Origin of the sequence: Streptomyces sp. NPDC102278, from assembly GCF_044766345.1 — a bacterium.
Lineage (GTDB): Bacteria > Actinomycetota > Actinomycetes > Streptomycetales > Streptomycetaceae > Streptomyces.
Window position 1 is genome coordinate 486,057 of the sequence record NZ_JBIWLV010000001.1, and the last position, 21,788, is coordinate 507,844.

The window sequence follows — 21,788 nt, forward strand, 5'->3', positions numbered from 1 at the left end:
CCCACCCCGCCGAACCAACGCCCCCGTGCGCAACCGGGTCAGGAGGAGTCCTCCCGGTAGGCGGCCGCCTCCTCCAGGTCCAGCCTGCGCAGCAACGCCCGCAGCATCTCGTCGTCGATCCGCCGCTGGTCCCGCAGCGTCACGAACACCTCCCGCTCGGCCTCGATCATCTCGCCGGCCAGGCGCCGGTACACGTCGTCCGCCGACTCGCCCGTGACCGCGTTGACCTCGCCGAGTCGCTCCCACACCGCGTTGCGGCGCCGCTCCAGCACCGTGCGCAGCCGGTCCGCGAGCGGCGGCGGGAGCGCGTTCGCCGGGTCGGCGAGCAGCTCCGTGAGCCGCTCCTCGGCCGACCGCGACGCCTCGCTCTGCGCCTGTGCCTCGGCCAGCGTCTCGGCCTGCGCGTCCCTCGGCGGCAGCCTCAGCAGGCGGATCAGCGGGGGCAGCGTCAGGCCCTGGACGACCAGGGTCCCGATGACGGTGGTGAAGGTCAGGAACAGGATCAGGTTGCGGTGCGGCACGCTCAGCGGGACGGAGAAGGCGATGGCCAGCGAGACCACGCCGCGCATGCCCGCCCACCCCACGATGACCGGCGCCTTCCAGTTGGTCTCCGGTTCCCGGTCCCGGATCCGTTCGGACAGCGCCCGCGGCAGGAAGGTCGCCGGGAACACCCAGACGAACCGGGCCACGACCACGGCCAGGAACACCGCCAGCGCGTACCAGGCCGCGTCCGGGCCCGCGTACTCGTCGAGCCCCTTGAGGACCACCGGCAGCTGGAGCCCGATCAGCGCGAAGACCACCGACTCCAGGACGAAGGAGACGACCTTCCACACCGCGGCCTCCTGGAGCCGGGTGGCGAAGTCGACCTGCCAGTTGCGGTGTCCTAGGTACAGCGCGACGACGACCACGGCGAGCACGCCGGACGCGTGCACCCGTTCGGCCGCCGCGTACGCCACGAAGGGGATCAGCAGCGACAGGGTGTTCTGGAGCAGCGGGTCCCGCAGTGACCTGCGCAGCAGGTGGATGGGCACCATCAGCAGCAGGCCCATGCCGACGCCGCCCACCGAGGCCAGCAGGAACTCCACGATCCCGCCCGCCCAGCCGGCGCTGACGCCGACCGCCGCCGCCAGGGCCACCTTGTAGGCGGTGATGGCGGTGGCGTCGTTCACCAGCGACTCGCCCTGGAGGATCGTCGTGATCCGGTTCGGCAGGCCGAGTTTGCGGGCGATCGCGGTGGCGGCCACCGCGTCCGGCGGCGCGACGACCGCGCCCAGCACCAGTGCCACGGGCAGCGACAGGCCGGGGACGACCAGGTAGGCCGCGTATCCGACGGCGAGCGTCGCGAAGAGCACGTACCCGACCGACAGCAGGGCGATCGGTCGCGCGTTGGCCCGCAGGTCCAGGTAGGAGCTCTCCATGGCGGCGGTGTGCAGCAGCGGCGGGAGCAGCAGCGGCAGCACGATGTGCGGGTCGAGGGTGTACGACGGCACGCCCGGGATGTACGACGCCAGCAAACCGGCCGCGACGAGCAGCAGTGGAGCCGACACGGACGTCCGGCGGGCCAACCCCGCGACCACCGCGCTGCCCGCGACCAGCGCCACCAGCGGCAATACCTCCATCGAAGACCCATCCTCATCAGTCCGCGGGCGTCCGCACCTCAGTACGCTGGCCATCATGAGCGAGTGCACCCACGTTGCCGAACTGCCGCGCCCCGAGCCCATCCCCCTTGCCCAGACCTGTCCCGAATGTCTGGCGCTGGGCAGCCATCCGGTACAGCTGCGCATGTGCCTGGCGTGCGGTTACGTGGCCTGCTGCGATTCCTCCCCCTTCCGGCACGCCACGGCACACCACGACCAGACGGGTCATCCGATGATGCGCAGTTTCGAACCGGGCGAGACCTGGCGGTGGTGTTTTGTCGACGGTTCGATCGTCTGAGGCGGGGTAGGTCAACCCTCCGCCGGTTCCCTTGATTTGGGCCCGCAGACCCCTAGCCACTGTCCGTACCCATGGGCTTACCATCGGTCACCGGCCTGCGGGCGTGGGTACTCCGGGCAGGTGTCAGACGGGGTGCCGCGACACGATCGCCCGGATCGCGATAGCGTCACCGGCGAACAGAGCTCGTACCACCTTGGAGGTGAGGGTGTCCCAGATCGCAGGCGAGCCCGGGACCCAGGACTTCGTGGAAGTCCGGCTGCCGGCTGCGGGTGCCTACCTGTCGGTGCTGCGAACGGCCACGGCCGGCCTCGCCGCACGTTTGGACTTCACCCTCGACGAGATCGAGGACCTCCGCATCGCGGTGGACGAAGCCTGCGCGATCCTGCTCCAGCAGGCCGTGCCCGGCTCCGTCCTCAGTTGCGTCTTCCGGCTGGTGGACGACTCGCTGGAGGTCACGGTCTCCGCACCGACCACCGACGGGCGCGCACCGGAGCGGGACACGTTCGCGTGGACGGTCCTGTCGGCGCTGGCCGGCAAGGTCGAGGCGACGGTCGAGGAGGACCGGACAGTGAGCATCAGCCTCTACAAACAACGCGGCGCGGGGCCAGGCCCGGCGTGAGCGGCGGGGAGATCCCGGTGCGGGGCGGGGATCGGCCCCGGGTACGACACGAGGTCGACGGCGGCATCCCGGAGCAACTGCACGCCCGGCCGCACCCGGCCGACGCGGATGCGGAAGACGGCTTTTTGGACTCGGCGGAGCGACGGGCGGGCCCTGTGAGCGAGAACCAGCACGAAGAACCACAACCAGCACAGCCACCGCCGGCCGCTGCCACGGCCCCGATGGCGCCGGCGGCGCACGTGCCGTTGCCGGACCCGCGCGACCGCAGTGGCGCGCGGGCCCTCTTCTTCGAGTTGCGGGAACTGCCCGACGGCTCGCCGGAGCGGGCCGAACTGCGCAACCGGCTGGTCCGGATGCACCTGCCGCTGGTCGAGCACCTGGCCCGGCGGTTCCGCAACCGCGGCGAGCCGCTGGACGACCTGACCCAGGTGGCGACCATCGGCCTGATCAAGTCGGTGGACCGGTTCGACCCGGACCGCGGCGTCGAGTTCTCGACGTACGCCACGCCCACGGTGGTCGGCGAGATCAAGCGCCACTTCCGTGACAAGGGCTGGGCGGTGCGGGTGCCGCGCCGCCTTCAGGAGCTGCGGCTCTCGCTGACCACGGCCACGGCGGAACTCTCGCAGCAGCACGGCCGCTCCCCCACGGTGCACGAGTTGGCCGAACGGCTCGGCATTTCCGAGGAGGAGGTGTTGGAGGGGCTGGAATCGGCCAATGCCTACAGCACGCTCTCCCTGGACGTCCCCGACACGGACGACGAGTCGCCGGCGGTGGCGGACACCCTGGGTTCGGAGGACGAGGCGCTGGAGGGCGTCGAGTACCGCGAGTCCCTCAAGCCGCTGCTGGAAGGCCTGCCGCCGCGGGAGAAGCGGATCCTGCTGCTGCGGTTCTTCGGCAACATGACCCAGTCGCAGATCGCGCAGGAGGTCGGCATCTCCCAGATGCACGTCTCGCGCCTGCTGGCCCGCACGCTGGCCCAGCTCCGCGAGAAGCTCCTCGTCGAGGAGTAGGACGTACGGGAAGCAGGACGTACGGGAAGTAGGACGTACGGGAAGTAGGACGTACGGGTTATCGGGTCTGTTCCCCAGGCCCGATACCAAGCGCTTCGGTGGCCGTCGGGTTCACCAGCAGCGCCCCCACGGCCACGGCCGTCAGCGCCAGCGCCACCGCGGCGGCGACCATCGCCCCGCCCGTGGTCCACAGGGTCCAGGCGACCGGCATGGCCATCAGTTGGGTGATCAGCGCCGGGCCGCGGCTCCAGCGGCGGCCCAGGCGCAGCCCGCGCGCCGCGATCAGCGGGAGCGCCGCGAGTGCGAGCAGGGTCACACCCCCCGTCTCGGCCTGCTGCGGGGAATCGGGGTCGCCGGCGATGCCCACGTACAGCATGTAGACGCCGAGGCCGGCGAGCGCGAGCCCCTCCAGTGCCGTGAGCACGGCGGCGGCCGTCAGCCGACCGGGCAGCGCGGCGGGCGCCGGCGCGGGCGACGGGGCGGGAACGTTCGAGGTCGACTTCTTACTCACCCCAGCAGGGTAGCCGCGCCCCGCCGACCCCGGAGGGGACGGGCAGTAGAGGCCTGTCTCGAAGGGGTGGGTAGGCTGGCGCTCATGCGTGCACTTCTCGTGGCCAACCCAGCAGCGACGACGACCAGTGCGCGCACGCGTGACGTCCTGACCCACGCCCTGGCCAGCGAGATGAAGCTGGAGGCGGTGACCACCGAGTACCGTGGGCACGCGCGGGACCTCGGACGCAGGGCGGCCCACGAGGGAGTCGACCTGGTCGTGGCCCTGGGCGGGGACGGCACCGTCAACGAGGTGGTCAACGGACTGCTGCACGACGGGCCCGATCCGGACCGGCTGCCCCGGCTCGCGGTGGTGCCCGGCGGGTCCACGAACGTGTTCGCCCGTGCGCTCGGCCTGCCGAACGACGCGGTCGAGGCGACCGGCGCCCTGCTCGACGCGCTCCGCGAGGAACGCGAACGGACGGTCGGGCTGGGTCTGGCGGCCGGCACCCCGGGCACGGAGGACGAATCGGTCCCGGCGCGCTGGTTCACCTTCTGCGCGGGCTTCGGTTTCGACGCGGGCGTGGTGGGGCGGGTGGAGCAGCAGCGCGAACGCGGCAAGCGTTCGACCCACGCCCTCTATGTACGACAGCTCATGCGTCAGTTCTGGGACGAGCCGAACCGCAGACACGGCACGGTCACGCTGGAGCGCCCCGGGGCGGACCCGGTGACGGATCTGGTGCTGTCCATAGTCTGCAACACCTCGCCGTGGACGTTTCTGGGCAATCGACCGCTTTACGCGTCCCCGGAGGCGTCGTTCGATACCGCGCTTGACGTACTGGCGCTCGATCGTTTGTCAACTCCGGCGGTCGCCAGGTACGCCACGCAGCTCCTGACCTCGACTCCTGAACGCGGCCCGCACGGCAAGCACGCGGTGTCTCTGCACGATCTGACCGACTTCACCTTGCATTCGAAGGTTCCACTCCCCTTCCAGATGGACGGCGACCACCTCGGGCTGCGGACCAGCGTTCGGTTCACAGGCGTACGCCGTGCACTGCGTGTGATTGTGTGAGTAGAAGGGCCGAAAGTCCTTTCACTCGAACGTATACACGCCGGTCCACCCCCAGGAACTAGGGCTGTGACCTAGTCGACACCGACGAATCCAAAAAAACTTTCCGGAAGGGGTTGTATCCCCGTCCGAGGTTTGCGAATCTCTACATGGCGATCGGGACAGCCCGCACAACCCGGCACCCACACAGATCGCCAGAACCCCTCCACGAATCTCGGACCCCACCAGGCAACTGGGGGTCGGCCCTTCCCTCACGGGGGGATTCGTGAAAGCGTTCACATTCACAAGCAACCTGCCCGCAATACAAGGAGATGGAGCAGCCATGGACTGGCGTCACAACGCCGTTTGTCGTGAGGAAGACCCGGAACTCTTCTTCCCCATCGGCAACACCGGTCCTGCGCTGCTGCAGATCGAGGAAGCCAAGGCCGTCTGCCGCCGCTGCCCCGTGATGGAGCAGTGCCTGCAGTGGGCGCTCGAGTCCGGTCAGGACTCCGGCGTCTGGGGCGGTCTCAGCGAGGACGAGCGCCGCGCGATGAAGCGCCGCGCCGCTCGCAATCGGGCGCGCAACGCCACCGCCTGACATCGACTTTCGAGCCTCGAGCCGCAGCGCGTAGTACCCGTATAAGCGCTCAGCAACGTGCTCTTGAGCCCCGGACCGAGAACCTTCGGTCCGGGGCTCAGTGCTGTGCGGAGTGCGCAACCCTCCGTTACCGTCACCCAGGGTGACGTTCCGGCTGCTACTCGCTGCTACTTCTGCGGGCTGGCCGGTATGTCGAGGACGACCCGGGTGCCGCGCGGTTCGACCCGGACCATGTCGAACGTACCGCCGAGTTCACCCTCCACGAGGGTGCGCACGATCTGCAGGCCGAGGTTGCCGGCGCGCTGGGGGTCGAACCCCTCGGGCAGGCCGCTGCCGTCGTCGAGCACCGTGATCAACAGGCGGGCGTCGGCCCGGCCGGAGCCGGAGCGCGCGGCGGACACCTCGACGGTGCCGCCCTCCCCCTGGGTGAAGGCGTGTTCCAGGGCGTTCTGCAGGATCTCGGTCAGCACCATCGACAGCGGGGTCGCGACCTCGGCGTCGAGGATCCCGAACCGGCCGGTGCGGCGGCACTCCACCTTTCCGGGCGAGATCTCCGCGACCATCGCGATCACCCGGTCGGCGATCTCGTCGAACTCCACGCGCTCGTCCAGGTTCTGAGAGAGCGTCTCGTGCACGATCGCGATCGATCCGACGCGGCGCACCGCCTCGTTCAGCGCCTCCCGGCCCTGCGGGGAATCCATCCGGCGGGCCTGTAGCCGCAAGAGCGCGGCCACCGTCTGGAGGTTGTTCTTCACCCGGTGGTGGATTTCCCGGATGGTCGCGTCCTTGGTGATCAATTCACGTTCGCGACGACGCAGTTCCGTCACGTCGCGGCACAGCACCAGGGAACCGATCCGGGTGCCCTTGGGCTTGAGCGGAATCGCCCGCAGCTGGATGACCCCGCCGTTGCCCTCGACCTCGGTCTCCCGGGGGGCCCAGCCGCTGGCGAGCTTGACCAGGGCCTCGTCCACCGGGCCCCGGGAGGGGGCGAGTTCGGCGGTGGCGTTGCCCAGGTGCTGGCCGACCAGGTCGGAGGCGAGGCCGAGCCGGTGGTAGGCGGAGAGCGCGTTCGGGGACGCGTAGGTGACCACCCCGTCGGCGTCGAGCCGGATCAGGCCGTCCCCGACGCGCGGGGAGGCGTCCATGTCCACCTGCTGACCGGGGTACGGGAAGGAGCCCGCCGCGATCATCTGGGCCAGGTCGGAGGCGGACTGGAGGTAGGTCAGCTCCAACCGGCTCGGTGTACGCACGGTGAGCAGGTTGGTGTTGCGGGCGATCACTCCGAGTACCCGGCCCTCGCGGCGGACGGGGATCGACTCGACGCGGACCGGGACCTCCTCGCGCCACTCCGGGTCGCCTTCGCGCACGATCCGACCCTCGTCGAGCGCCGCGTCGAGCAGCGGGCGCCGGCCGCGCGGGACCAGGTGTCCGACCATGTCGTCCTGGTACGAGGTCGGACCCGTGTTCGGGCGCATCTGCGCGACCGACACGTACCGGGTGCCGTCGAGGGTGGGCACCCACAGCACGAGGTCCGCGAAGGAGAGGTCGGAGAGCAGCTGCCACTCGGAAACCAGCAGGTGGAGCCACTCCAGGTCGGTTTCACCGAGAGCTGTGTGCTGGCGTACGAGGTCGTTCATGGAGGGCACGTGGCGAGCGTACCCCGGGTATGGCCATGACTTTCCCCACGGCGATACGCAGGAGTACCCACGAGGGGCCCGGTCCGCGTACTGTTGGAGGAAGTGACGGGTTCGATACCCCCGCCATTGGATGGACAGAACAGATTGGTCTAGTCCACAATCGATTTATGCTTCCGCCCTCCCCGCACAGGAGGACGGATCGAGGTAACCCGCGCGCTCTGCCCTGACCGCGCAGGCTCCTCCCACCGGCCGGAGGGAACCGCACACCCGCCGGCCGTAAGTACTCCGGGCTACGGTGCCGGGCGGGTCGAGGGTCCCGTCCTGCACCGTGGCCCAGAGGAATTTCAGGGCCGAATTCCCCCGCGATCCTCCGCCGCGACCTCGCGAGCCCCCGGAGATGTCCGCGGTCGACTTCCTCTTCCGCTCCCTCTCTCGCGCATTCCCCCGCGCCCCGCGCCTCTCCCCCGTCGCCCCGCCTCGCGACTGCCGGCGCGCCCCCGTCCGCGAAGCGCAATCCGTACGCCGCGTCGGCCTTCGAGAGGCCGCGGGAAGGCGACGGGATCACCATGGGAAAAGGGAAAGCACCCCGCCGGGAAGGGGTCACTTCTGTTAGATTGGTCTATACCACACCACCTCTCCAGATCGGCAGGCCCCGCGTGGAAGTTGTCATCGTCCCGGACGCCAAGGCAGGCGGCGAGCTCATCGCGGAGGCCATGGCCGCCCTGGTCCGCCGCAAGCCCGACGCCCTGCTCGGCGTGGCGACCGGCTCTACCCCGCTGCCCATCTACGAGGCCCTCGCGGCCAAGGTCGAGGCCGGCCTGGTCGACGCCTCGAAGGCCCGCGTCTGCCAGCTCGACGAGTACGTCGGCCTGCCGGCCGGCCACCCCGAGTCCTACCGCGCGGTCGTGCTCCGCGAGGTCGTCGCGCCCCTCGGGCTCACCGAGTCCTCGTTCATGGGGCCGGACGGGTCCGCCGAGGACGTCCAGGCGGCCTGCGTGGCCTACGACGAGGCCCTGGCCGCCGCGGGCGGCGTGGACCTCCAGCTGCTCGGCATCGGCACCGACGGGCACATCGGCTTCAACGAGCCCTGCTCCAGCCTCGCCTCCCGCACCCGGATCAAGACGTTGACGGAGCAGACCCGCGTGGACAACGCGCGCTTCTTCGACAACGACCTGGACCAGGTCCCGCACCACGTCATCACCCAGGGCATCGGCACCATCCTCGACGCCCGCCACCTGGTCCTGCTGGCCACCGGCGAGGGCAAGGCCGAGGCCGTCGCGCAGACGGTCGAGGGACCGCTGTCCGCGCTCGTACCGGCGTCCGCGCTCCAGCTGCACCGGCACGCCACGGTCGTCGTGGACGAGGCCGCCGCGTCCAAGCTGAAGCTGGCGGACTACTTCCGCCACACGTACGCCAACAAGCCCTCCTGGCAGGGCCTGTAGCCCCGACGACCGCGAAGGGCCGGGCCTCCCCGTGACGGGGCGGCCCGGCCCTTCCGTGTACCCCGGGCGCCGGCCGCCCCTGGACGCGAAGGAGCCGGGCACCCCCGTGACGGGTGCCCGGCTCCTGGCGTGCGGCGGACAGCGGCCGACGCTGCGGCCGGAAGGGTTCACCGCGCTAGACGCCCGCGATGACCTCCGCGGCGGCCCGTCCGCACACCCGTGAGGCGCCGTGCGTCGCGATGTACAGCGCCCCGCGCGGCTCGGCGCGCGGCAGGCCCATCTCGACCACCACCGTGTCGGGGCGGGCCGCGACGAGCGCGTCCAGGGCCTCGATCATCCACGGGTGCCGGTGCGCGTCCCGGACGACCGCGACGACGGTGCGCTCCCCCGCCGCCGCCAGGACGTCCCCGGCGCCGGTCCCCTCGGGGTACACGCCCGACTCGGTGCCCGGGAGCAGCCCGGCCAGTTCCGCCGCCACGCCCCACGGGGTCTCGTCGCCCACCGCGATGTTCGCGACGGGTGCGAGCGTGGCGACGTACGGGGCGGTGACGGGGGTCGGCGAACCGCTCACGAGCACCGCCCTGCGGGCCGCCGTCAGGCCGATGTCGGGCGCGTTCCCCTCCCGCGCGCCCGCATCGGTGACGGCGGCCCGGGACAGCCGGGTCCAGTCGGCGAGGGCGCGGACCCGGGCGGCGGCGTCGGCGAGCCGCTCCTCGGGCAGGGTGCCCTCGCGGACGGCGGCGACCAGCGCGTCGCGCAGGGCGAGCACGGTCGCCTCGTCGGCGAGCCCGCCGCCGACGCAGATCGCGTCGGCGCCCGCGGCGATGGCCAGGACCGAGCCGCGCTCGATGCCGTACGTGCCGGCGATGGCGTGCATCTCCATGCCGTCGGTGACGATCAGGCCCTCGTAACCGAGTTCCTTGCGCAGCAGGCCGGTCAGGACGCGCGGGCTGAGCGTGGCCGGGCGGGTCGGGTCGAGGGCGGGCACCAGGATGTGCGCGCTCATGACGGCCTTGGTGCCGGCCTCGATGGCGGCCCTGAAGGGTACGAGTTCACGCGCCGTCAGGGTGTCGAGGTCCACGTCGATGCGGGGCAGCGCGTGGTGCGAGTCGACGTTGGTGTCGCCGTGTCCCGGGAAGTGCTTGGTGCAGGCGGCGACGCCGGCGGCCTGGAGGCCCGCGACGTACGCGGCGGTGTGGCGGGCGGCGAGGTCGGTGTCCGCGCCGAAGGACCGTACGCCGATGACCGGGTTGTCCGGATTGGAGTTGACGTCGGCGGAGGGCGCCCAGTTGAGGTTGACCCCGCACTCGGCGAGCCGGTGGCCCAGCTCGCGGGCGACGTCCCGGGTCAGCTCCGTGTCGTCCACCGCGCCGAGGGCGAGGTTGCCGGGGAAGGACGAGCCGCCCCGGACCTCCAGGCGGGTGACGTCGCCGCCCTCCTCGTCGATGGCGACCAGGACGTCGTCGCGCTCGGCGCGCAGTTGCGCGGTCAGCGCGGAGAGCTGGTCGGGCGAGGAGATGTTGCGGCCGAAGAGGCCGACGGCGGTGAGGCCTTCGCCGACCCGGCGCAGCAGCCAGGCGGGGGCGGTGGTGCCCTCGAAGCCGGGCTGGAGCACCGCGAGGGCGTCCCGGGTGAGGGTGTCGGTGTGGTGCGCAAGGACAGTCATGGGCCGTTATCCCTTCACGGCGCCGGCGGTGAGGCCCGCGGCCATCTTGCGCTGGACGATGAGGAAGAGCACGACGATCGGGATCGCCATCATGGTGGAGCCGGCCATCATGGGGGCGAACTCGGTGCCGTTCTTGGTGGTGAAGTTGCCGAGCCAGACGGTGGCGGTCTGGTTCTGCTGGCTCATCAGCATCAGCGCGTAGAGGTACTCGTTCCACGCCTGGATGAACCCGTAGACCGAGGTGGCGACCATGCCGGGGGCGAGCAGCGGGAAGACCACGCGCAGGAAGGCGCCGGTCGGCGTGCAGCCGTCGACCTGGGCGGCCTCCTCCAGTTCCTTCGGGATGTTGACGATGAAGCCGCGCAGCGTCCACACGGTGAAGGGGAGGATGAACGTCAGGTACGTGATGATCAGGCCGGTGAGCTTGTCGTACTGGCCGAGGTCGTTGAGCAGCAGGAAGACCGGGATGATCATCGCGACGAGCGGGATCATCTGGACGGCGAGGATGCCGACGATCACGACCTTGCGGCCGCGGAAGGCGAAGCGGGAGATGGCCAGGGCGGCCAGCATGCCGACGACGATGCCGATGGAGACGACGACGAGCGAGACGATCATGCTTCGGCCGACGGGACCCCAGAAGTCGGAGATCTCCAGCGCCCGCCGGAAGTTGTCCAGGGTGAAGGTGCGCGGGAAGAAGTGGGGGCTGGGGTCGATCGCGTCCTTGGCCGGCTTGAAGGCCGTGTTCAGCATCCAGTAGACCGGGAAGCCGACGGTGGCGAAGACCACGAGGCCGACGAGGTTCCAGCCGAGCTTCGACTTCGTCCTCGGCTTGTTCTGCTTGCGGCGGGCGACGGGCGGGGTCGCGGTGGTCGAGGTCACTCCACCTCTCCGATCTTGAGCATCTGGCGCATGTAGACGGCGACCACTCCGAGCAGCAGCAGGACGGTCACGAGGGCGATCGCGGAGCCGCCCGAGTAGTCGTTGACCACGAAGGCCTGCTGGTAGGAGTAGGTGGTCAGCAGCTGGAACTCGGCCTCGGGGTTGCCGTTGCGCATCACGAAGACCTGCGGGAAGACGCCCATGTCCCAGATGACCGAGAGGGTCGTCAGCATCACGATGATCGGCTTCAGGATCGGCAGCGTGACGTGGCGGAACACGCCCCACGCGCCGGCGCCGTCGAGGCGCGCGGCCTCCTCCAGCTCCTTGGGCACCTGGGTGAGGCCCGCGCTGAGGGTGATGACGACGAAGGGCACCGCCCCCCAGACCACCAGGAGCATGATCACCGCGAGGCCCTGGGGGCCGCTGGCGAACCAGTTGTGCCCGATCATGTCGACGCCGGGCAGCTTGCTCATCAGATAGTTGAGGACGCCGTAGTCGGCGTCGAAGAGCCATTTGAAGACGGCGGTGGCGACGATGATCGGCATGCCCCAGCTCGCCACGAGGGCGATGCTGATGAGCGCCTTGACGACGCCGGACACCTTCTGGAGCAGCAGCGCGATCAGCATGCCGATGACCATCGTCAGGACGACCGCGCCGGCCGCGAAGACGGCGGTGCGCAGGACGACGGTCCAGAAGACCCCGTCGCCGAGGATCTTCGTGAAGTTGTCGAGCCCGACGAACTCGGCGTCCTTGAAGCCCCAGAGTTCGGACTTGCCGAAGCTCTGGAAGGAGAGGGACACGAGTCTGAAGAGCGGGTACCCCATGACGAGGACGATGACCAGGAGGCACGGGGCGAGCAGCAGCCACGGAGTCGCGCCGGAACCCCTGCGGGTCGGCTTCCCCGGCTTGCCCGTACTTCCCGTCCCGACTCCAACGGAGGTGTTCTGCTTCGCCGGCGGCAGGTCGGCGGTGGTTGTCTGTGCGGCACTCATCGCGCGCTCCTCGGGGGTCCCTCTCTTGACGGGCGGCAGGGCCCCGCCGGTGTGGCGGGGCCCTGCCGGCTACAGGTCACTTGGTGTTGATGACCTTGTCGATCTCGGCGTCGGCGGCCTTGGCCGCGTCCTCGACCGACTTCTTGCCGGTGCCGATCTCCTGGAGCATGGTCTGCAGGAGCTTGGCCTTCTCGACCTGGCCCCAGCCCGGGGCGGTCGGCACGAACCAGGAGGACTCGGCGGCGGTGGCCGCGACCTGCGTCGCCGGGGCGGACTTCAGCGGGCCGAGGTCCGTCTTGTTGTTGGGCAGGTTGCCCTTGGCGATCAGGCCCTTCTGGCCCTGGGCGCCGGTGAAGGCGTTGATCCACTCGGAGGCGATGTCCTTGGCCTTGGACTTGGCCGGGACGGCGAGGTCGGAGCCGCCGAGGAAGACCGGGAGGTTCTTGCCGTTCGGGCCGGGCTGGACGAAGTTCTCCAGCTTGTCCTTCAGGCCGCCGACCTTGTCGTTCTTCGGGTCGGCCGCGGTGGCGCCCTCCCAGGCGGCGGCAAAGATGGCGGCGGAGTTGCCCTGGGCGAAGACGACCGGGCGGTCGGACTCGTCCTTGGTCTTGTCCGCGTGCATGTACTTGTCGAGGAGCTCCTTGTACTGCTTGAGCCCCTTCAGCGACTCGGGGGAGGACAGGGTGCCCTTCCACTTGTCGCCGTCCTTCTTGGCGATGGCGCCGCCGGCGTCGTAGACGTAGGACATCGCGGCGTACCAGTCGGGCGACGGCTGGTAAAGGGCGCTGAACTTGTCGCCCTTGGCGGCCTGGATCTTGTCCAGCGCGCCGGTGTACTCGGCCCAGGTCTTGGGGGCGGCGCTGACGCCGGCCTCGGTGGCCAGGTCCTTGCGCCAGGTGCCGACGCGGCCACCGGCGTAGTACGGGACGCCGTACGTCTTGCCGTCGTAGGTCACGGACTCCTTGAGGGCGTCCAGCCACGCGGAGGAGTTGTCGAACTTCGACGGGTCCACCTCGGAGAAGGCTCCGGTCGACATGTAGCCGATCATCTCGGAGTTGCCCATCTCGACGACGTCCGGGGCCTTGTCCGTGGCGAGGACGGCGTCCAGCTTGGCGTTCTTGTCCGGCCAGCCGTAGTACTCGTGCTTGACGGTGAGACCGGGGTGCTTCGCAACGACCGCGTCGTCGGCGGCCTTCACCAGCTCCGGCCAGTTGTTCTGGGCGTCGACCGTCAGCCAGACGGTCAACTCCTTGGCGCCGGACGCCTTGTCGGCAGTGCTGCCGCCCTTGTCGTCCGAGCCACCGCACGCCGCCAGGCCGATAACCATGCCCGCGACTCCAACCGCCGCGATGAGCTTGCGCTTCACGCCACCCTCCTCAGGGATGCCTTCATGCACTTCCCTTGCCCGCCGCGGTGACATACGCGAAGTACTGCACGTGGGGCCGGGATCCGATCCATATTGGTTTAGACCAGTAACCGGAGCTTGGCCTAGACCTTTAGGGGTGTCAAGGGTCTAATGAGCGGGTGCTCGGTCCGTTATCGGACCGACACCTGGGGGAGGGAGGAGGCCTGTCCTCCCGCTCGTGTCACGATGTGACCGCACATATGGAGGAGCCGGTGACGGCAGCGAAACTGGAGTCGGGAAGGCGGGCGGCGATGGCCACCGAAGGGGCGACCACGGAGCCGGAAGGCGGGGCGGCCACTCGCACGGCGCGGGTGCCCAAGTACTACCGACTCAAGCGGCACTTGCTGGACATGACCGAGACGCTCCCCCCGGGCACCCCGGTGCCGCCGGAGCGCACGCTGGCGGCCGAGTTCGACACCTCGCGGACCACCGTCCGCCAAGCCCTGCAGGAGCTCGTCGTCGAGGGCCGGCTGGAACGCATCCAGGGCAAGGGCACCTTCGTGGCCAAGCCCAAGGTCTCCCAGCCGCTCCAACTCTCCTCCTACACCGAGGACATGCGGGCACAGGGACTGGAGCCCACCTCGCAACTGCTCGACATCGGCTACGTGACGGCCGACGACACGCTCGCCGGACTGCTCAAGATCACCACCGGTGGACGGGTGCTGCGCATCGAGCGACTGCGCCTGGCGAGCGGCGAGCCGATGGCCATCGAGACCACCCACCTGTCGGCCAAGCGCTTCCCCGCGCTGCGCCGTTCGCTGGCCAAGTACACCTCTCTCTACACCGCTCTCGCGGAGGTCTACGACGTACGGCTCGCGGAGGCCGAGGAGACGATCGAGACCTCGCTGGCCACCCCGCGCGAGGCCGGACTGCTCGGAACCGACGTCGGCCTGCCGATGCTGATGCTGTCCCGGCACTCGTTGGACGCCGATGGCGAACCGGTCGAATGGGTACGTTCGGTGTATCGCGGCGACCGTTATAAATTCGTCGCCCGCCTTCAGCGACCTGCCCTCTGATCAACGGTTGACTCCTGATCGACCCCCGGTGGACGCTCGTACCGCTATACGGACGGGGGCTTACGTTCATCGGTCGGGCCCCCGTAGATTCCCTGCGCTCAAGCAGTGATCCACGAGGGGACGACGATCATGGCGGAACCGGAAGCAACAGGTGCACAACGGGACACGGCGGGAGCCTCGTCGGGGGGGCTCTCGCCGAAGTCGATCGCCGTCTGGGTGCTCGTCGGTCTCATCGGCGCGATCGGCTGGGGCGTACTGGCCCTCTCCCGGGGCGAGGAGATCTCAGCCGCGTGGCTGCTCGCCGCCGCCCTGGGCTCGTACGCGATCGGCTACCGCTTCTACGCGCGCTTCATCGCCAAGCGCGTACTGAAGGTGGACAAGACCCGGGCCACTCCGGCCGAACGCCTCGACAACGGTGTCGACTTCCACCCCACCGACCGTCGCGTGCTCTTCGGTCACCACTTCGCCGCCGTCGCCGGGGCGGGCCCGCTGGTCGGTCCCGTGCTCGCCTCGCAGATGGGCTACCTGCCGGGCACGATCTGGATCGTCGCGGGCGTGATCTTCGCCGGCGCGGTCCAGGACATGGTCACGCTCTTCTTCTCGACCCGGCGCAACGGCCGTTCGCTCGGGCAGATGGCCCGTGACGAGATCGGCCCCGTGGGCGGAGCCGCCGCACTGGTCGCCGTGTTCGCCATCATGATCATCCTGCTCGCCGTGCTGGCGCTGGTCATCGTCAACGCCCTGGCCGACTCCCCCTGGGGCGTCTTCTCCATCGGCATGACCATCCCCATCGCCCTGTTCATGGGCTTCTACCTGCGCGTGCTGCGTCCCGGGCGGGTCACCGAGGTCTCCCTGATCGGCGTCGCCCTGCTGCTGCTCGCCATCGTCTCGGGCGGCTGGGTCGCGGACTCCTCGTTCGCCGAGTTCTTCACCCTCGACAAGCAGACCCTCGTCATCTGGATGGTCGCGTACGGCTTCGTGGCGTCGGTGCTGCCGGTGTGGATGCTGCTCGCGCCCCGCGACTACCTCTCCACCTTCATGAAGGTCGGCACCATCGCGCTGCTCGCGGTGGGCGTGGTCATCGCCATGCCGATGCTGAAGATGCCCGCGGTCACCGAGTTCGCCTCGCGCGGCGACGGGCCCGTCTTCGCCGGTTCGATGTTCCCCTTCGTCTTCATCACCATCGCCTGCGGCGCCCTGTCGGGCTTCCACTCGCTGGTCTCCTCGGGCACCACCCCGAAGATGATCCAGAAGGAGACCCAGGTCCAGGTCATCGGCTACGGCGCGATGCTCACCGAGTCCTTCGTGGCCGTCATGGCGGTGATCGCGGCCTGCATCATCGAGCCCGGACTGTTCTTCGCGGTCAACTCCCCCGCCGGCGTGGTCGGCACCACCGTCGAGACCGCCTCGCAGGCGGTGACGAACTTCGGCTTCGCCATCTCCCCGGAGGCCCTCGCGCAGGCGGCGAAGGACGTGGAGGAGACCAGCCTGCTGTCGCGGACGGGCGGCGCGCCGACCTTCGCACTCGGAATGTCGGAGATCTTCTCGTCGGTCATCGGCGGGGCCGGGATGAAGGCCTTCTGGTACCACTTCGCCATCATGTTCGAGGCTCTGTTCATCCTGACGACCGTCGACGCGGGTACCCGCGTCGGCCGGTTCATGCTCCAGGACACCCTCGGCAACGTGCACAAGTCCTTCAAGGACGTCAGCTGGAAGCCGGGCGTGTGGCTCGCGAGCGCGGTCGTCGTCGGCGGCTGGGGCTACTTCCTGTGGGTCGGCGTCAGTGACCCGCTGGGCGGCATCAACCAGCTCTTCCCGCTGTTCGGCATCGCGAACCAGCTCCTCGCGGCGGTGGCCCTGGCCGTCTGCACCACGCTGCTGATCAAGTCGGGTCGGCTCAAGTGGGCCTGGGTGACGGGCGTCCCGCTGGCCTGGGACGTGGCGGTCACCCTCACCGCCAGCTACCAGAAGATCTTCTCCGACAACCCGAAGATCGGGTTCTTCGCGCAGCGGGACCTGTACCAGGACGGCATCGGGGCCGGGAAGGTCCTCAAGCCCGCCAAGAACATGGACGAGATGCACACCGTGGTCACCAACGCCACGGTGGACGGCGTCCTGTCGGTGCTGTTCGCGGTCCTGATCATCATCGTGCTGCTGGACGCGGCCCGCACTTGCGTCAAGGCCGTCCGCAAGCCGGAGACGGTCACCCTCACCGAAACCCCCTGGACCGAGTCGAAGATCGTCGCCCCGGCCGGTCTGATCGCCACCGCCGAGGAACGGGCGGAACTCGCCGCCGAGGGCCTCGACTCCGGCGGGGGCAGGACCCGGGAACCGGTCGCGTGAGCGGCCTGACGGCCGTCCGCGGGGCCTGGGCGAAGACCCGGTTCTACGTCCGCGAGTTCTCGGGCGAGGCCGCGTACGACCGGTACGTCGCGCACGCCCGCGCGCACGACGCGAACGCCGAGGTCATGACGCGGCGCGCCTTCGAGCGGGCCCGCACGGACGCCCGCGAGGCCGACCCGCGCGAGGGCTTCCGCTGCTGCTGACGCCGACACCGTCCGGATCGCGAAGGGCCGTCGAGTTCCCCCGGGGAACCCGACGGCCCTTCGCGTACCCGGCCGCGGCCCCTTCGCCTGCCCGCCCCCACCCCTTCGTCGCGCGCCGGCCCGTGGACGGGCGCGGCCCCTCGTACGCCCGTCCGACACACTCGACGGCATGGACATCGTGATCAGGGCGGCCGGGGCCGCCGAATACGAAGAGCTCGGCGAGATCACCGCGCGGGCCTACCTCGACGACGGGCTGCTCGACTTCAACGAGGACGACTCCTACCTGAACGTGCTGCGTGACGTGGCCGGCCGGGCCGTCTGCGGGGAGGTGCTCGTCGCGGACCACGACGGCACGCTCCTCGGCGGAGTGACGTTCGCCTCGCACACGAGCCCGCTGGCCGACATCGCGGGCCCGGGCGAGGCGGAGTTCCGGATGCTGGCCGTCGCCCGCGAGGCCCGCGGCCGCGGCGCGGGCGAGGCCCTGGTGCGGGCCTGCGTGGCCCGGGCGAGGGCCCTGGAGGGCGTGACGCACCTGGTGCTGTCCACCCAGAGGTCGATGGCGGGGGCGCACCGTATCTACGAGCGCCTCGGCTTCACCCGAACACCAGAACGAGACTGGGCCCCGATCCCGGGCCTCACGCTCCTGACCTACCGTCTGGAGCTGTAACCACGCCGACACAAGATGTGGGGGGTCACGCATCAACCCGCCCCCACATGTATGCTCGTGCTCGCTGTCGTCGCAGGGGAATCCGGTGCGAATCCGGAACTGTCCCGCAACGGTGTGAAGTGCACCCATTCGTGCAACTACAAGTCCGAGGACCTGTCGACAGCGCGCCCGGCTCGACCGAACCGGGTGCAGACACGTCCGGGCCCCGCGGTTGGGCCGGTGGACGCCATGCGGTGCACGTACCGCCCGCCCTGTCCGGGCCGGAGCGTGCGCAGGTCCGCATGCGCCCGCTCGCGCCCGCGCCGTCGGTGTTCCCGGAGCCGAGCAAGGGAGAGCTCCCCCCGTGACCATCGCGCCCTCCGCACCGCGCGCAGAGTCCGTTCCGTCCGAGACCGCGATCGAGACCGCGATCACGTCCGGGGGACCCGGGGCCGCGCTGCTGCGCACCCTGACCGAGCTGACGGCCGACCTTCCCGACACCGACCCCGGTCGGGTCGCCGCCGCCGCGCTCCGCGGTCGCAGCTCCGCCTCCGACGAGGCCGAGCTGCGCGGGCTGGCCACCGAGGCCGCCGCCGGTCTGATCTCCGAGGACCCGGCCTACTCCCGGTTGGCCGCGCGCCTGCTGACGCTGGCCGTCCGTGACGAGGCCGCAGGCCAGGGGTCCACCTCCTTCTCCGCCTCCGTCGAGGTCGGCCACCGCGAGGGCCTGATCGCCGACCGCACGGCCGAGTTCGTGGCGACCCACGCGAGCCGGCTGAACGCGCTGGTCGAGCACGCGCTCGCCGAGGGCGCCGACGACCGTTTCGGTTTCTTCGGCCTGCGCACCCTGCACAGCCGCTACCTGCTGCGCCACCCGATCACCCGCCAGGTCATCGAGACCCCGCAGTACTTCATGCTGCGCGTGGCCTGCGGTCTCGCGGAGAACGAGACGGTCCAGGCCGTCGAGGAAGTGGCCTCGCTCTACCGGCTGATGAGCCGCCTCGACTACCTGCCGTCCTCCCCCACCCTCTTCAACTCCGGCACCCGGCACCCGCAGATGTCCTCCTGCTACCTGCTGGACTCCCCGCTGGACGAGCTCGACTCGATCTACGACCGCTACCACCAGGTCGCGCGCCTGTCGAAGCACGCCGGCGGCATCGGCCTGTCGTACTCCCGCATCCGCGCCCGCGGTTCGCTGATCCGCGGCACCAACGGCCACTCCAACGGCATCGTGCCGTTCCTGAAGACCCTCGACGCCTCCGTCGCGGCCGTGAACCAGGGCGGCCGGCGCAAGGGCGCCGCCGCCGTCTACCTGGAGACCTGGCACGCGGACATCGAGGAGTTCCTGGAGCTGCGCGACAACACCGGCGAGGACCAGCGCCGTACGCACAACCTGAACCTGGCCCACTGGGTGCCGGACGAGTTCATGCGCCGCGTCAACGCCGACTCCGACTGGTCGCTGTTCTCCCCGGCCGACGTCCCCGACCTGGTGGACCTGTGGGGCGACGAGTTCGACGCCGCCTACCGCAAGGCCGAGGCGGACGGCCTGGCCCGCAAGACGATGCCCGCGCGGGAGCTGTACGGCCGGATGATGCGCACCCTCGCGCAGACCGGCCAGGGCTGGATGACGTTCAAGGACGCCTCCAACCGCACGGCGAACCAGACCGCGGAGCCGGGCACGGTCGTCCACTCCTCGAACCTGTGCACCGAGATCATCGAGGTCACCAACGACGGCGAGACGGCCGTCTGCAACCTCGGTTCGGTCAACCTCGGCGCGTTCGTGGTCGACGGCGACATCGACTGGGAGCGGCTGGACTCGACCGTCCGCACCGCCGTGACCTTCCTCGACCGCGTGGTGGACATCAACTTCTACCCGACCGAGCAGGCCGGCCGTTCCAACGCCCGCTGGCGTCCGGTGGGTCTGGGCGCGATGGGCCTCCAGGACGTCTTCTTCCAGCTGCGGCTGCCCTTCGACTCCCCCGAGGCGCGGGCGCTGTCCACGAAGCTCTCCGAGCGGATCATGCTGGCCGCGTACGAGGCCTCCTGCGACCTCGCCGAGCGCAACGGCCCCCTCCCGGCCTGGGAGCAGACCCGCACCGCCCGCGGCGTCCTGCACCCGGACCACTACGACACCGAGCTGAACTGGCCGGAGCGCTGGGAGGCGCTGCGCGCCCGCGTCGCGACCTCCGGCATGCGCAACTCGCTGCTCCTCGCGATCGCCCCGACCGCGACGATCGCCTCGATCGCGGGCGTGTACGAGTGCATCGAGCCCCAGGTCTCCAACCTCTTCAAGCGCGAGACGCTCAGTGGCGAGTTCCTCCAGGTGAACGCCTACCTGGTGGCCGAGTTGAAGCGGCTCGGCGTGTGGGACGCCCAGTCCCGCGAGGCGCTGCGCGAAGCCAGCGGCTCCGTGCAGGGCTTCGGTTGGATCCCGGCCGAGGTGCGCGAGCTGTACCGCACGGCGTGGGAGATCCCGCAGCGCGGCCTGATCGACATGGCGGCGGCGCGTACGCCGTTCCTCGACCAGTCCCAGTCGCTGAACCTGTTCCTGGAGACGCCGACCATCGGGAAGCTGTCCTCGATGTACTCGTACGCCTGGAAGCAGGGCCTGAAGACCACGTACTACCTGCGCTCGCGCCCGGCGACGAAGATCGCCCGTGCCGCGTCCGGCTCCGCCGTCCCGGCGGCCGCCACCCCGCTTCCGCAGGCCGTCGACGCCGACGCGCTGGCCTGCTCCCTTGAGAACCCCGAGTCCTGCGAGGCCTGCCAGTAATGAGCTCCAACGAGACCAAGAACCTCCTGGACCCGGGCTTCGAGCTCACGCTCCGCCCGATGCGCTACCCGGACTTCTACGAGCGCTACCGCGACGCGATCAAGAACACGTGGACGGTCGAGGAGGTCGACCTCCACTCGGACGTCGCGGACCTCGCGAAGCTGACCCCGTCCGAGCAGCACATGATCGGCCGCCTGGTCGCGTTCTTCGCGACGGGTGACTCGATCGTCTCGAACAACCTCGTGCTGACCCTCTACAAGCACATCAACTCCCCGGAGGCGCGCCTGTACCTGTCGCGCCAGCTGTTCGAGGAGGCCGTGCACGTCCAGTTCTACCTGACGCTGCTCGACACCTACCTGCCGAACCCGGACGACCGGGCGGCGGCGTTCGACGCGGTCGAGGAGATCCCCTCGATCCGCGAGAAGGCGCAGTTCTGCTTCAAGTGGATGGACTCGGTCGAGAAGATCGACCGGCTGGAGACGGCCGCCGACCGGCGCCGCTTCCTGCTGAACCTGATCTGCTTCGCGGCGTGCATCGAGGGCCTGTTCTTCTACGGCGCCTTCGCGTACGTGTACTGGTTCCGCTCGCGCGGCCTGCTGCACGGTCTGGCCACCGGCACCAACTGGGTGTTCCGTGACGAGACCATGCACATGAACTTCGCGTTCGAGGTCGTCGACACGGTCCGCAAGGAGGAGCCCGAGCTCTTCGACGACGCTCTCCAGCAGCAGGTCACCGACATGCTGAAGGAGGCCGTCGAGGCCGAGCTGCAGTTCGGCCGCGACCTGTGCGGTGACGGCCTGCCGGGCATGAACACCGAGTCGATGCGCGAGTACCTGGAGTGCGTCGCGGACCAGCGTCTGGTGCGTCTGGGCTTCCCGCCGGTGTACGGCTCGCAGAACCCGTTCTCCTTCATGGAGCTCCAGGGCGTCCAGGAGTTGACGAACTTCTTCGAGCGCCGCCCGTCGGCCTACCAGGTCGCGGTCGAGGGCACCGTCGACCTGGACGAGGACTTCTGAGTCCCCTTCCGCACACGGCAGTACGGCTCGGCAGCGCCCCCGCCCACGGGGAGGACCTCCTGGATCCC

19 protein-coding genes and 1 riboswitch are annotated in these 21,788 nt (G+C 70.0%); of the genes, 12 read left to right on the forward strand and 7 right to left on the reverse strand.

The features are described 5' to 3' along the window. Nucleotides 1-38 precede the first annotated feature (38 nt). Nucleotides 39-1,619 carry a Na+/H+ antiporter gene (locus ACIRO3_RS02180; RefSeq protein WP_365999239.1) on the reverse strand — a complete coding sequence of 527 codons (1,581 nt, stop codon included), beginning with the start codon at nt 1,617-1,619 and terminating at the stop codon, nt 39-41. Between the two features lie 55 nt (nt 1,620-1,674). Between ACIRO3_RS02180 and ACIRO3_RS02185 the strand changes: the two genes are divergently transcribed. From ACIRO3_RS02185 to ACIRO3_RS02195, 3 genes are all read left to right on the forward strand, one after another. Then, nucleotides 1,675-1,935, forward strand: coding sequence for a UBP-type zinc finger domain-containing protein (locus tag ACIRO3_RS02185; protein WP_361771074.1), 261 nt, complete (start codon nt 1,675-1,677; stop codon nt 1,933-1,935). A 205-nt stretch (nt 1,936-2,140) separates the two neighbouring features. After that, complete coding sequence (locus ACIRO3_RS02190) at nt 2,141-2,554, forward strand: anti-sigma regulatory factor (protein WP_053676432.1); 414 nt, start codon at nt 2,141-2,143, stop codon at nt 2,552-2,554. Between the two features lie 11 nt (nt 2,555-2,565). Further along, nucleotides 2,566-3,564: an RNA polymerase sigma factor SigF gene (locus ACIRO3_RS02195; protein ID WP_267797165.1), complete on the forward strand. Its 999-nt coding sequence runs from the start codon at nt 2,566-2,568 to the stop codon at nt 3,562-3,564. A gap of 58 nt (nt 3,565-3,622) precedes the next feature. Here ACIRO3_RS02195 and ACIRO3_RS02200 read toward each other — a convergent pair whose 3' ends face one another. Further along, nucleotides 3,623-4,075, reverse strand: coding sequence for a hypothetical protein (locus tag ACIRO3_RS02200; RefSeq protein ID WP_361771071.1), 453 nt, complete (start codon nt 4,073-4,075; stop codon nt 3,623-3,625). Nucleotides 4,076-4,159: 84 nt separating this feature from the next. Here ACIRO3_RS02200 and ACIRO3_RS02205 point away from each other — a divergent pair, with 84 nt between their 5' ends. Both ACIRO3_RS02205 and ACIRO3_RS02210 read left to right on the forward strand, forming a co-directional pair. Continuing rightward, complete coding sequence (locus ACIRO3_RS02205) at nt 4,160-5,125, forward strand: diacylglycerol kinase family protein (protein WP_361771069.1); 966 nt, start codon at nt 4,160-4,162, stop codon at nt 5,123-5,125. Nucleotides 5,126-5,444: 319 nt separating this feature from the next. Further along, the gene (locus ACIRO3_RS02210) at nt 5,445-5,702 is read left to right on the forward strand and encodes a WhiB family transcriptional regulator (protein ID WP_004937597.1); all 258 of its coding nucleotides are present in this window, start codon (nt 5,445-5,447) and stop codon (nt 5,700-5,702) included. A 167-nt stretch (nt 5,703-5,869) separates the two neighbouring features. Here the strand turns inward: ACIRO3_RS02210 and ACIRO3_RS02215 are convergent, their stop codons facing one another. Beyond that, complete coding sequence (locus ACIRO3_RS02215; RefSeq protein WP_361771531.1) at nt 5,870-7,339, reverse strand: PAS domain-containing sensor histidine kinase; 1,470 nt, start codon at nt 7,337-7,339, stop codon at nt 5,870-5,872. 656 nt (nt 7,340-7,995) lie between these two features. Here ACIRO3_RS02215 and nagB point away from each other — a divergent pair. Next, on the forward strand, nt 7,996-8,781 hold the full coding sequence (nagB, locus tag ACIRO3_RS02220) for a glucosamine-6-phosphate deaminase (protein WP_361771067.1): 786 nt from the start codon (nt 7,996-7,998) through the stop codon (nt 8,779-8,781). 175 nt (nt 8,782-8,956) lie between these two features. Here nagB and ACIRO3_RS02225 read toward each other — a convergent pair whose 3' ends face one another. The 4 genes from ACIRO3_RS02225 to ACIRO3_RS02240 all read right to left on the reverse strand — a co-directional run bounded on the left by ACIRO3_RS02225 (nt 8,957) and on the right by ACIRO3_RS02240 (nt 13,684). Beyond that, a complete protein-coding gene (locus ACIRO3_RS02225; protein WP_404131637.1) occupies nt 8,957-10,447 on the reverse strand; it encodes a glycoside hydrolase family 3 protein in 1,491 nt (496 codons plus the stop codon). Between the two features lie 6 nt (nt 10,448-10,453). Beyond that, nucleotides 10,454-11,326: a carbohydrate ABC transporter permease gene (locus tag ACIRO3_RS02230; protein ID WP_404131639.1), complete on the reverse strand. Its 873-nt coding sequence runs from the start codon at nt 11,324-11,326 to the stop codon at nt 10,454-10,456. Beyond that, nucleotides 11,323-12,318 (reverse strand): sugar ABC transporter permease, encoded by a 996-nt coding sequence (locus tag ACIRO3_RS02235; RefSeq protein WP_365999237.1) that lies wholly within the window; start codon nt 12,316-12,318, stop codon nt 11,323-11,325. The genes ACIRO3_RS02230 and ACIRO3_RS02235 overlap by 4 nt, the downstream gene beginning before the upstream one ends. A 76-nt stretch (nt 12,319-12,394) precedes the next feature. Next, nucleotides 12,395-13,684, reverse strand: a complete 1,290-nt coding sequence (locus tag ACIRO3_RS02240; protein ID WP_365999236.1) for an extracellular solute-binding protein — start codon at nt 13,682-13,684, stop codon at nt 12,395-12,397. 290 nt (nt 13,685-13,974) lie between these two features. On the opposite strand from ACIRO3_RS02240, the gene ACIRO3_RS02245 reads away from it, so the two are divergent. The 6 genes from ACIRO3_RS02245 (at nt 13,975) to ACIRO3_RS02270 (ending at nt 21,720) form a co-directional block, all read left to right on the forward strand. Beyond that, nucleotides 13,975-14,739: a GntR family transcriptional regulator gene (locus ACIRO3_RS02245; RefSeq protein WP_053676497.1), complete on the forward strand. Its 765-nt coding sequence runs from the start codon at nt 13,975-13,977 to the stop codon at nt 14,737-14,739. A gap of 129 nt (nt 14,740-14,868) precedes the next feature. Continuing rightward, nucleotides 14,869-17,082 (forward strand): carbon starvation CstA family protein, encoded by a 2,214-nt coding sequence (locus tag ACIRO3_RS02250; protein ID WP_361771057.1) that lies wholly within the window; start codon nt 14,869-14,871, stop codon nt 17,080-17,082. Nucleotides 17,083-17,087: 5 nt separating this feature from the next. Further along, nucleotides 17,088-17,285: a YbdD/YjiX family protein gene (locus tag ACIRO3_RS02255; RefSeq protein ID WP_351378564.1), complete on the forward strand. Its 198-nt coding sequence runs from the start codon at nt 17,088-17,090 to the stop codon at nt 17,283-17,285. Between the two features lie 169 nt (nt 17,286-17,454). Then, the gene (locus tag ACIRO3_RS02260; protein WP_404131641.1) at nt 17,455-17,952 is read left to right on the forward strand and encodes a GNAT family N-acetyltransferase; all 498 of its coding nucleotides are present in this window, start codon (nt 17,455-17,457) and stop codon (nt 17,950-17,952) included. 76 nt (nt 17,953-18,028) lie between these two features. Beyond that, a riboswitch (cobalamin riboswitch) is annotated at nt 18,029-18,106 on the forward strand. 189 nt (nt 18,107-18,295) lie between these two features. Then, nucleotides 18,296-20,704, forward strand: a complete 2,409-nt coding sequence (locus ACIRO3_RS02265) for a ribonucleoside-diphosphate reductase subunit alpha (protein WP_404131643.1) — start codon at nt 18,296-18,298, stop codon at nt 20,702-20,704. Next, nucleotides 20,704-21,720: a ribonucleotide-diphosphate reductase subunit beta gene (locus tag ACIRO3_RS02270; protein WP_361771051.1), complete on the forward strand. Its 1,017-nt coding sequence runs from the start codon at nt 20,704-20,706 to the stop codon at nt 21,718-21,720. Before ACIRO3_RS02265 ends, ACIRO3_RS02270 begins: the two co-directional genes overlap by 1 nt. The last annotated feature ends 68 nt before the right edge of the window (nt 21,721-21,788 follow it).

Coding starts and splice junctions, on each gene's coding strand:
- ACIRO3_RS02245 (WP_053676497.1), top strand. CDS start 13,975: ATGGCCACCGAAGGGGCGACCACGGAGCCGGAAGGCGGGGCGGCCACT.
- ACIRO3_RS02185 (WP_361771074.1), top strand. CDS start 1,675: ATGAGCGAGTGCACCCACGTTGCCGAACTGCCGCGCCCCGAGCCCATC.
- ACIRO3_RS02260 (WP_404131641.1), top strand. CDS start 17,455: ATGGACATCGTGATCAGGGCGGCCGGGGCCGCCGAATACGAAGAGCTC.
- ACIRO3_RS02250 (WP_361771057.1), top strand. CDS start 14,869: ATGGCGGAACCGGAAGCAACAGGTGCACAACGGGACACGGCGGGAGCC.
- ACIRO3_RS02215 (WP_361771531.1), bottom strand. CDS start 7,339: ATGAACGACCTCGTACGCCAGCACACAGCTCTCGGTGAAACCGACCTG.
- ACIRO3_RS02205 (WP_361771069.1), top strand. CDS start 4,160: ATGCGTGCACTTCTCGTGGCCAACCCAGCAGCGACGACGACCAGTGCG.
- ACIRO3_RS02210 (WP_004937597.1), top strand. CDS start 5,445: ATGGACTGGCGTCACAACGCCGTTTGTCGTGAGGAAGACCCGGAACTC.
- ACIRO3_RS02235 (WP_365999237.1), bottom strand. CDS start 12,318: ATGAGTGCCGCACAGACAACCACCGCCGACCTGCCGCCGGCGAAGCAG.
- ACIRO3_RS02180 (WP_365999239.1), bottom strand. CDS start 1,619: ATGGAGGTATTGCCGCTGGTGGCGCTGGTCGCGGGCAGCGCGGTGGTC.
- ACIRO3_RS02225 (WP_404131637.1), bottom strand. CDS start 10,447: ATGACTGTCCTTGCGCACCACACCGACACCCTCACCCGGGACGCCCTC.
- ACIRO3_RS02270 (WP_361771051.1), top strand. CDS start 20,704: ATGAGCTCCAACGAGACCAAGAACCTCCTGGACCCGGGCTTCGAGCTC.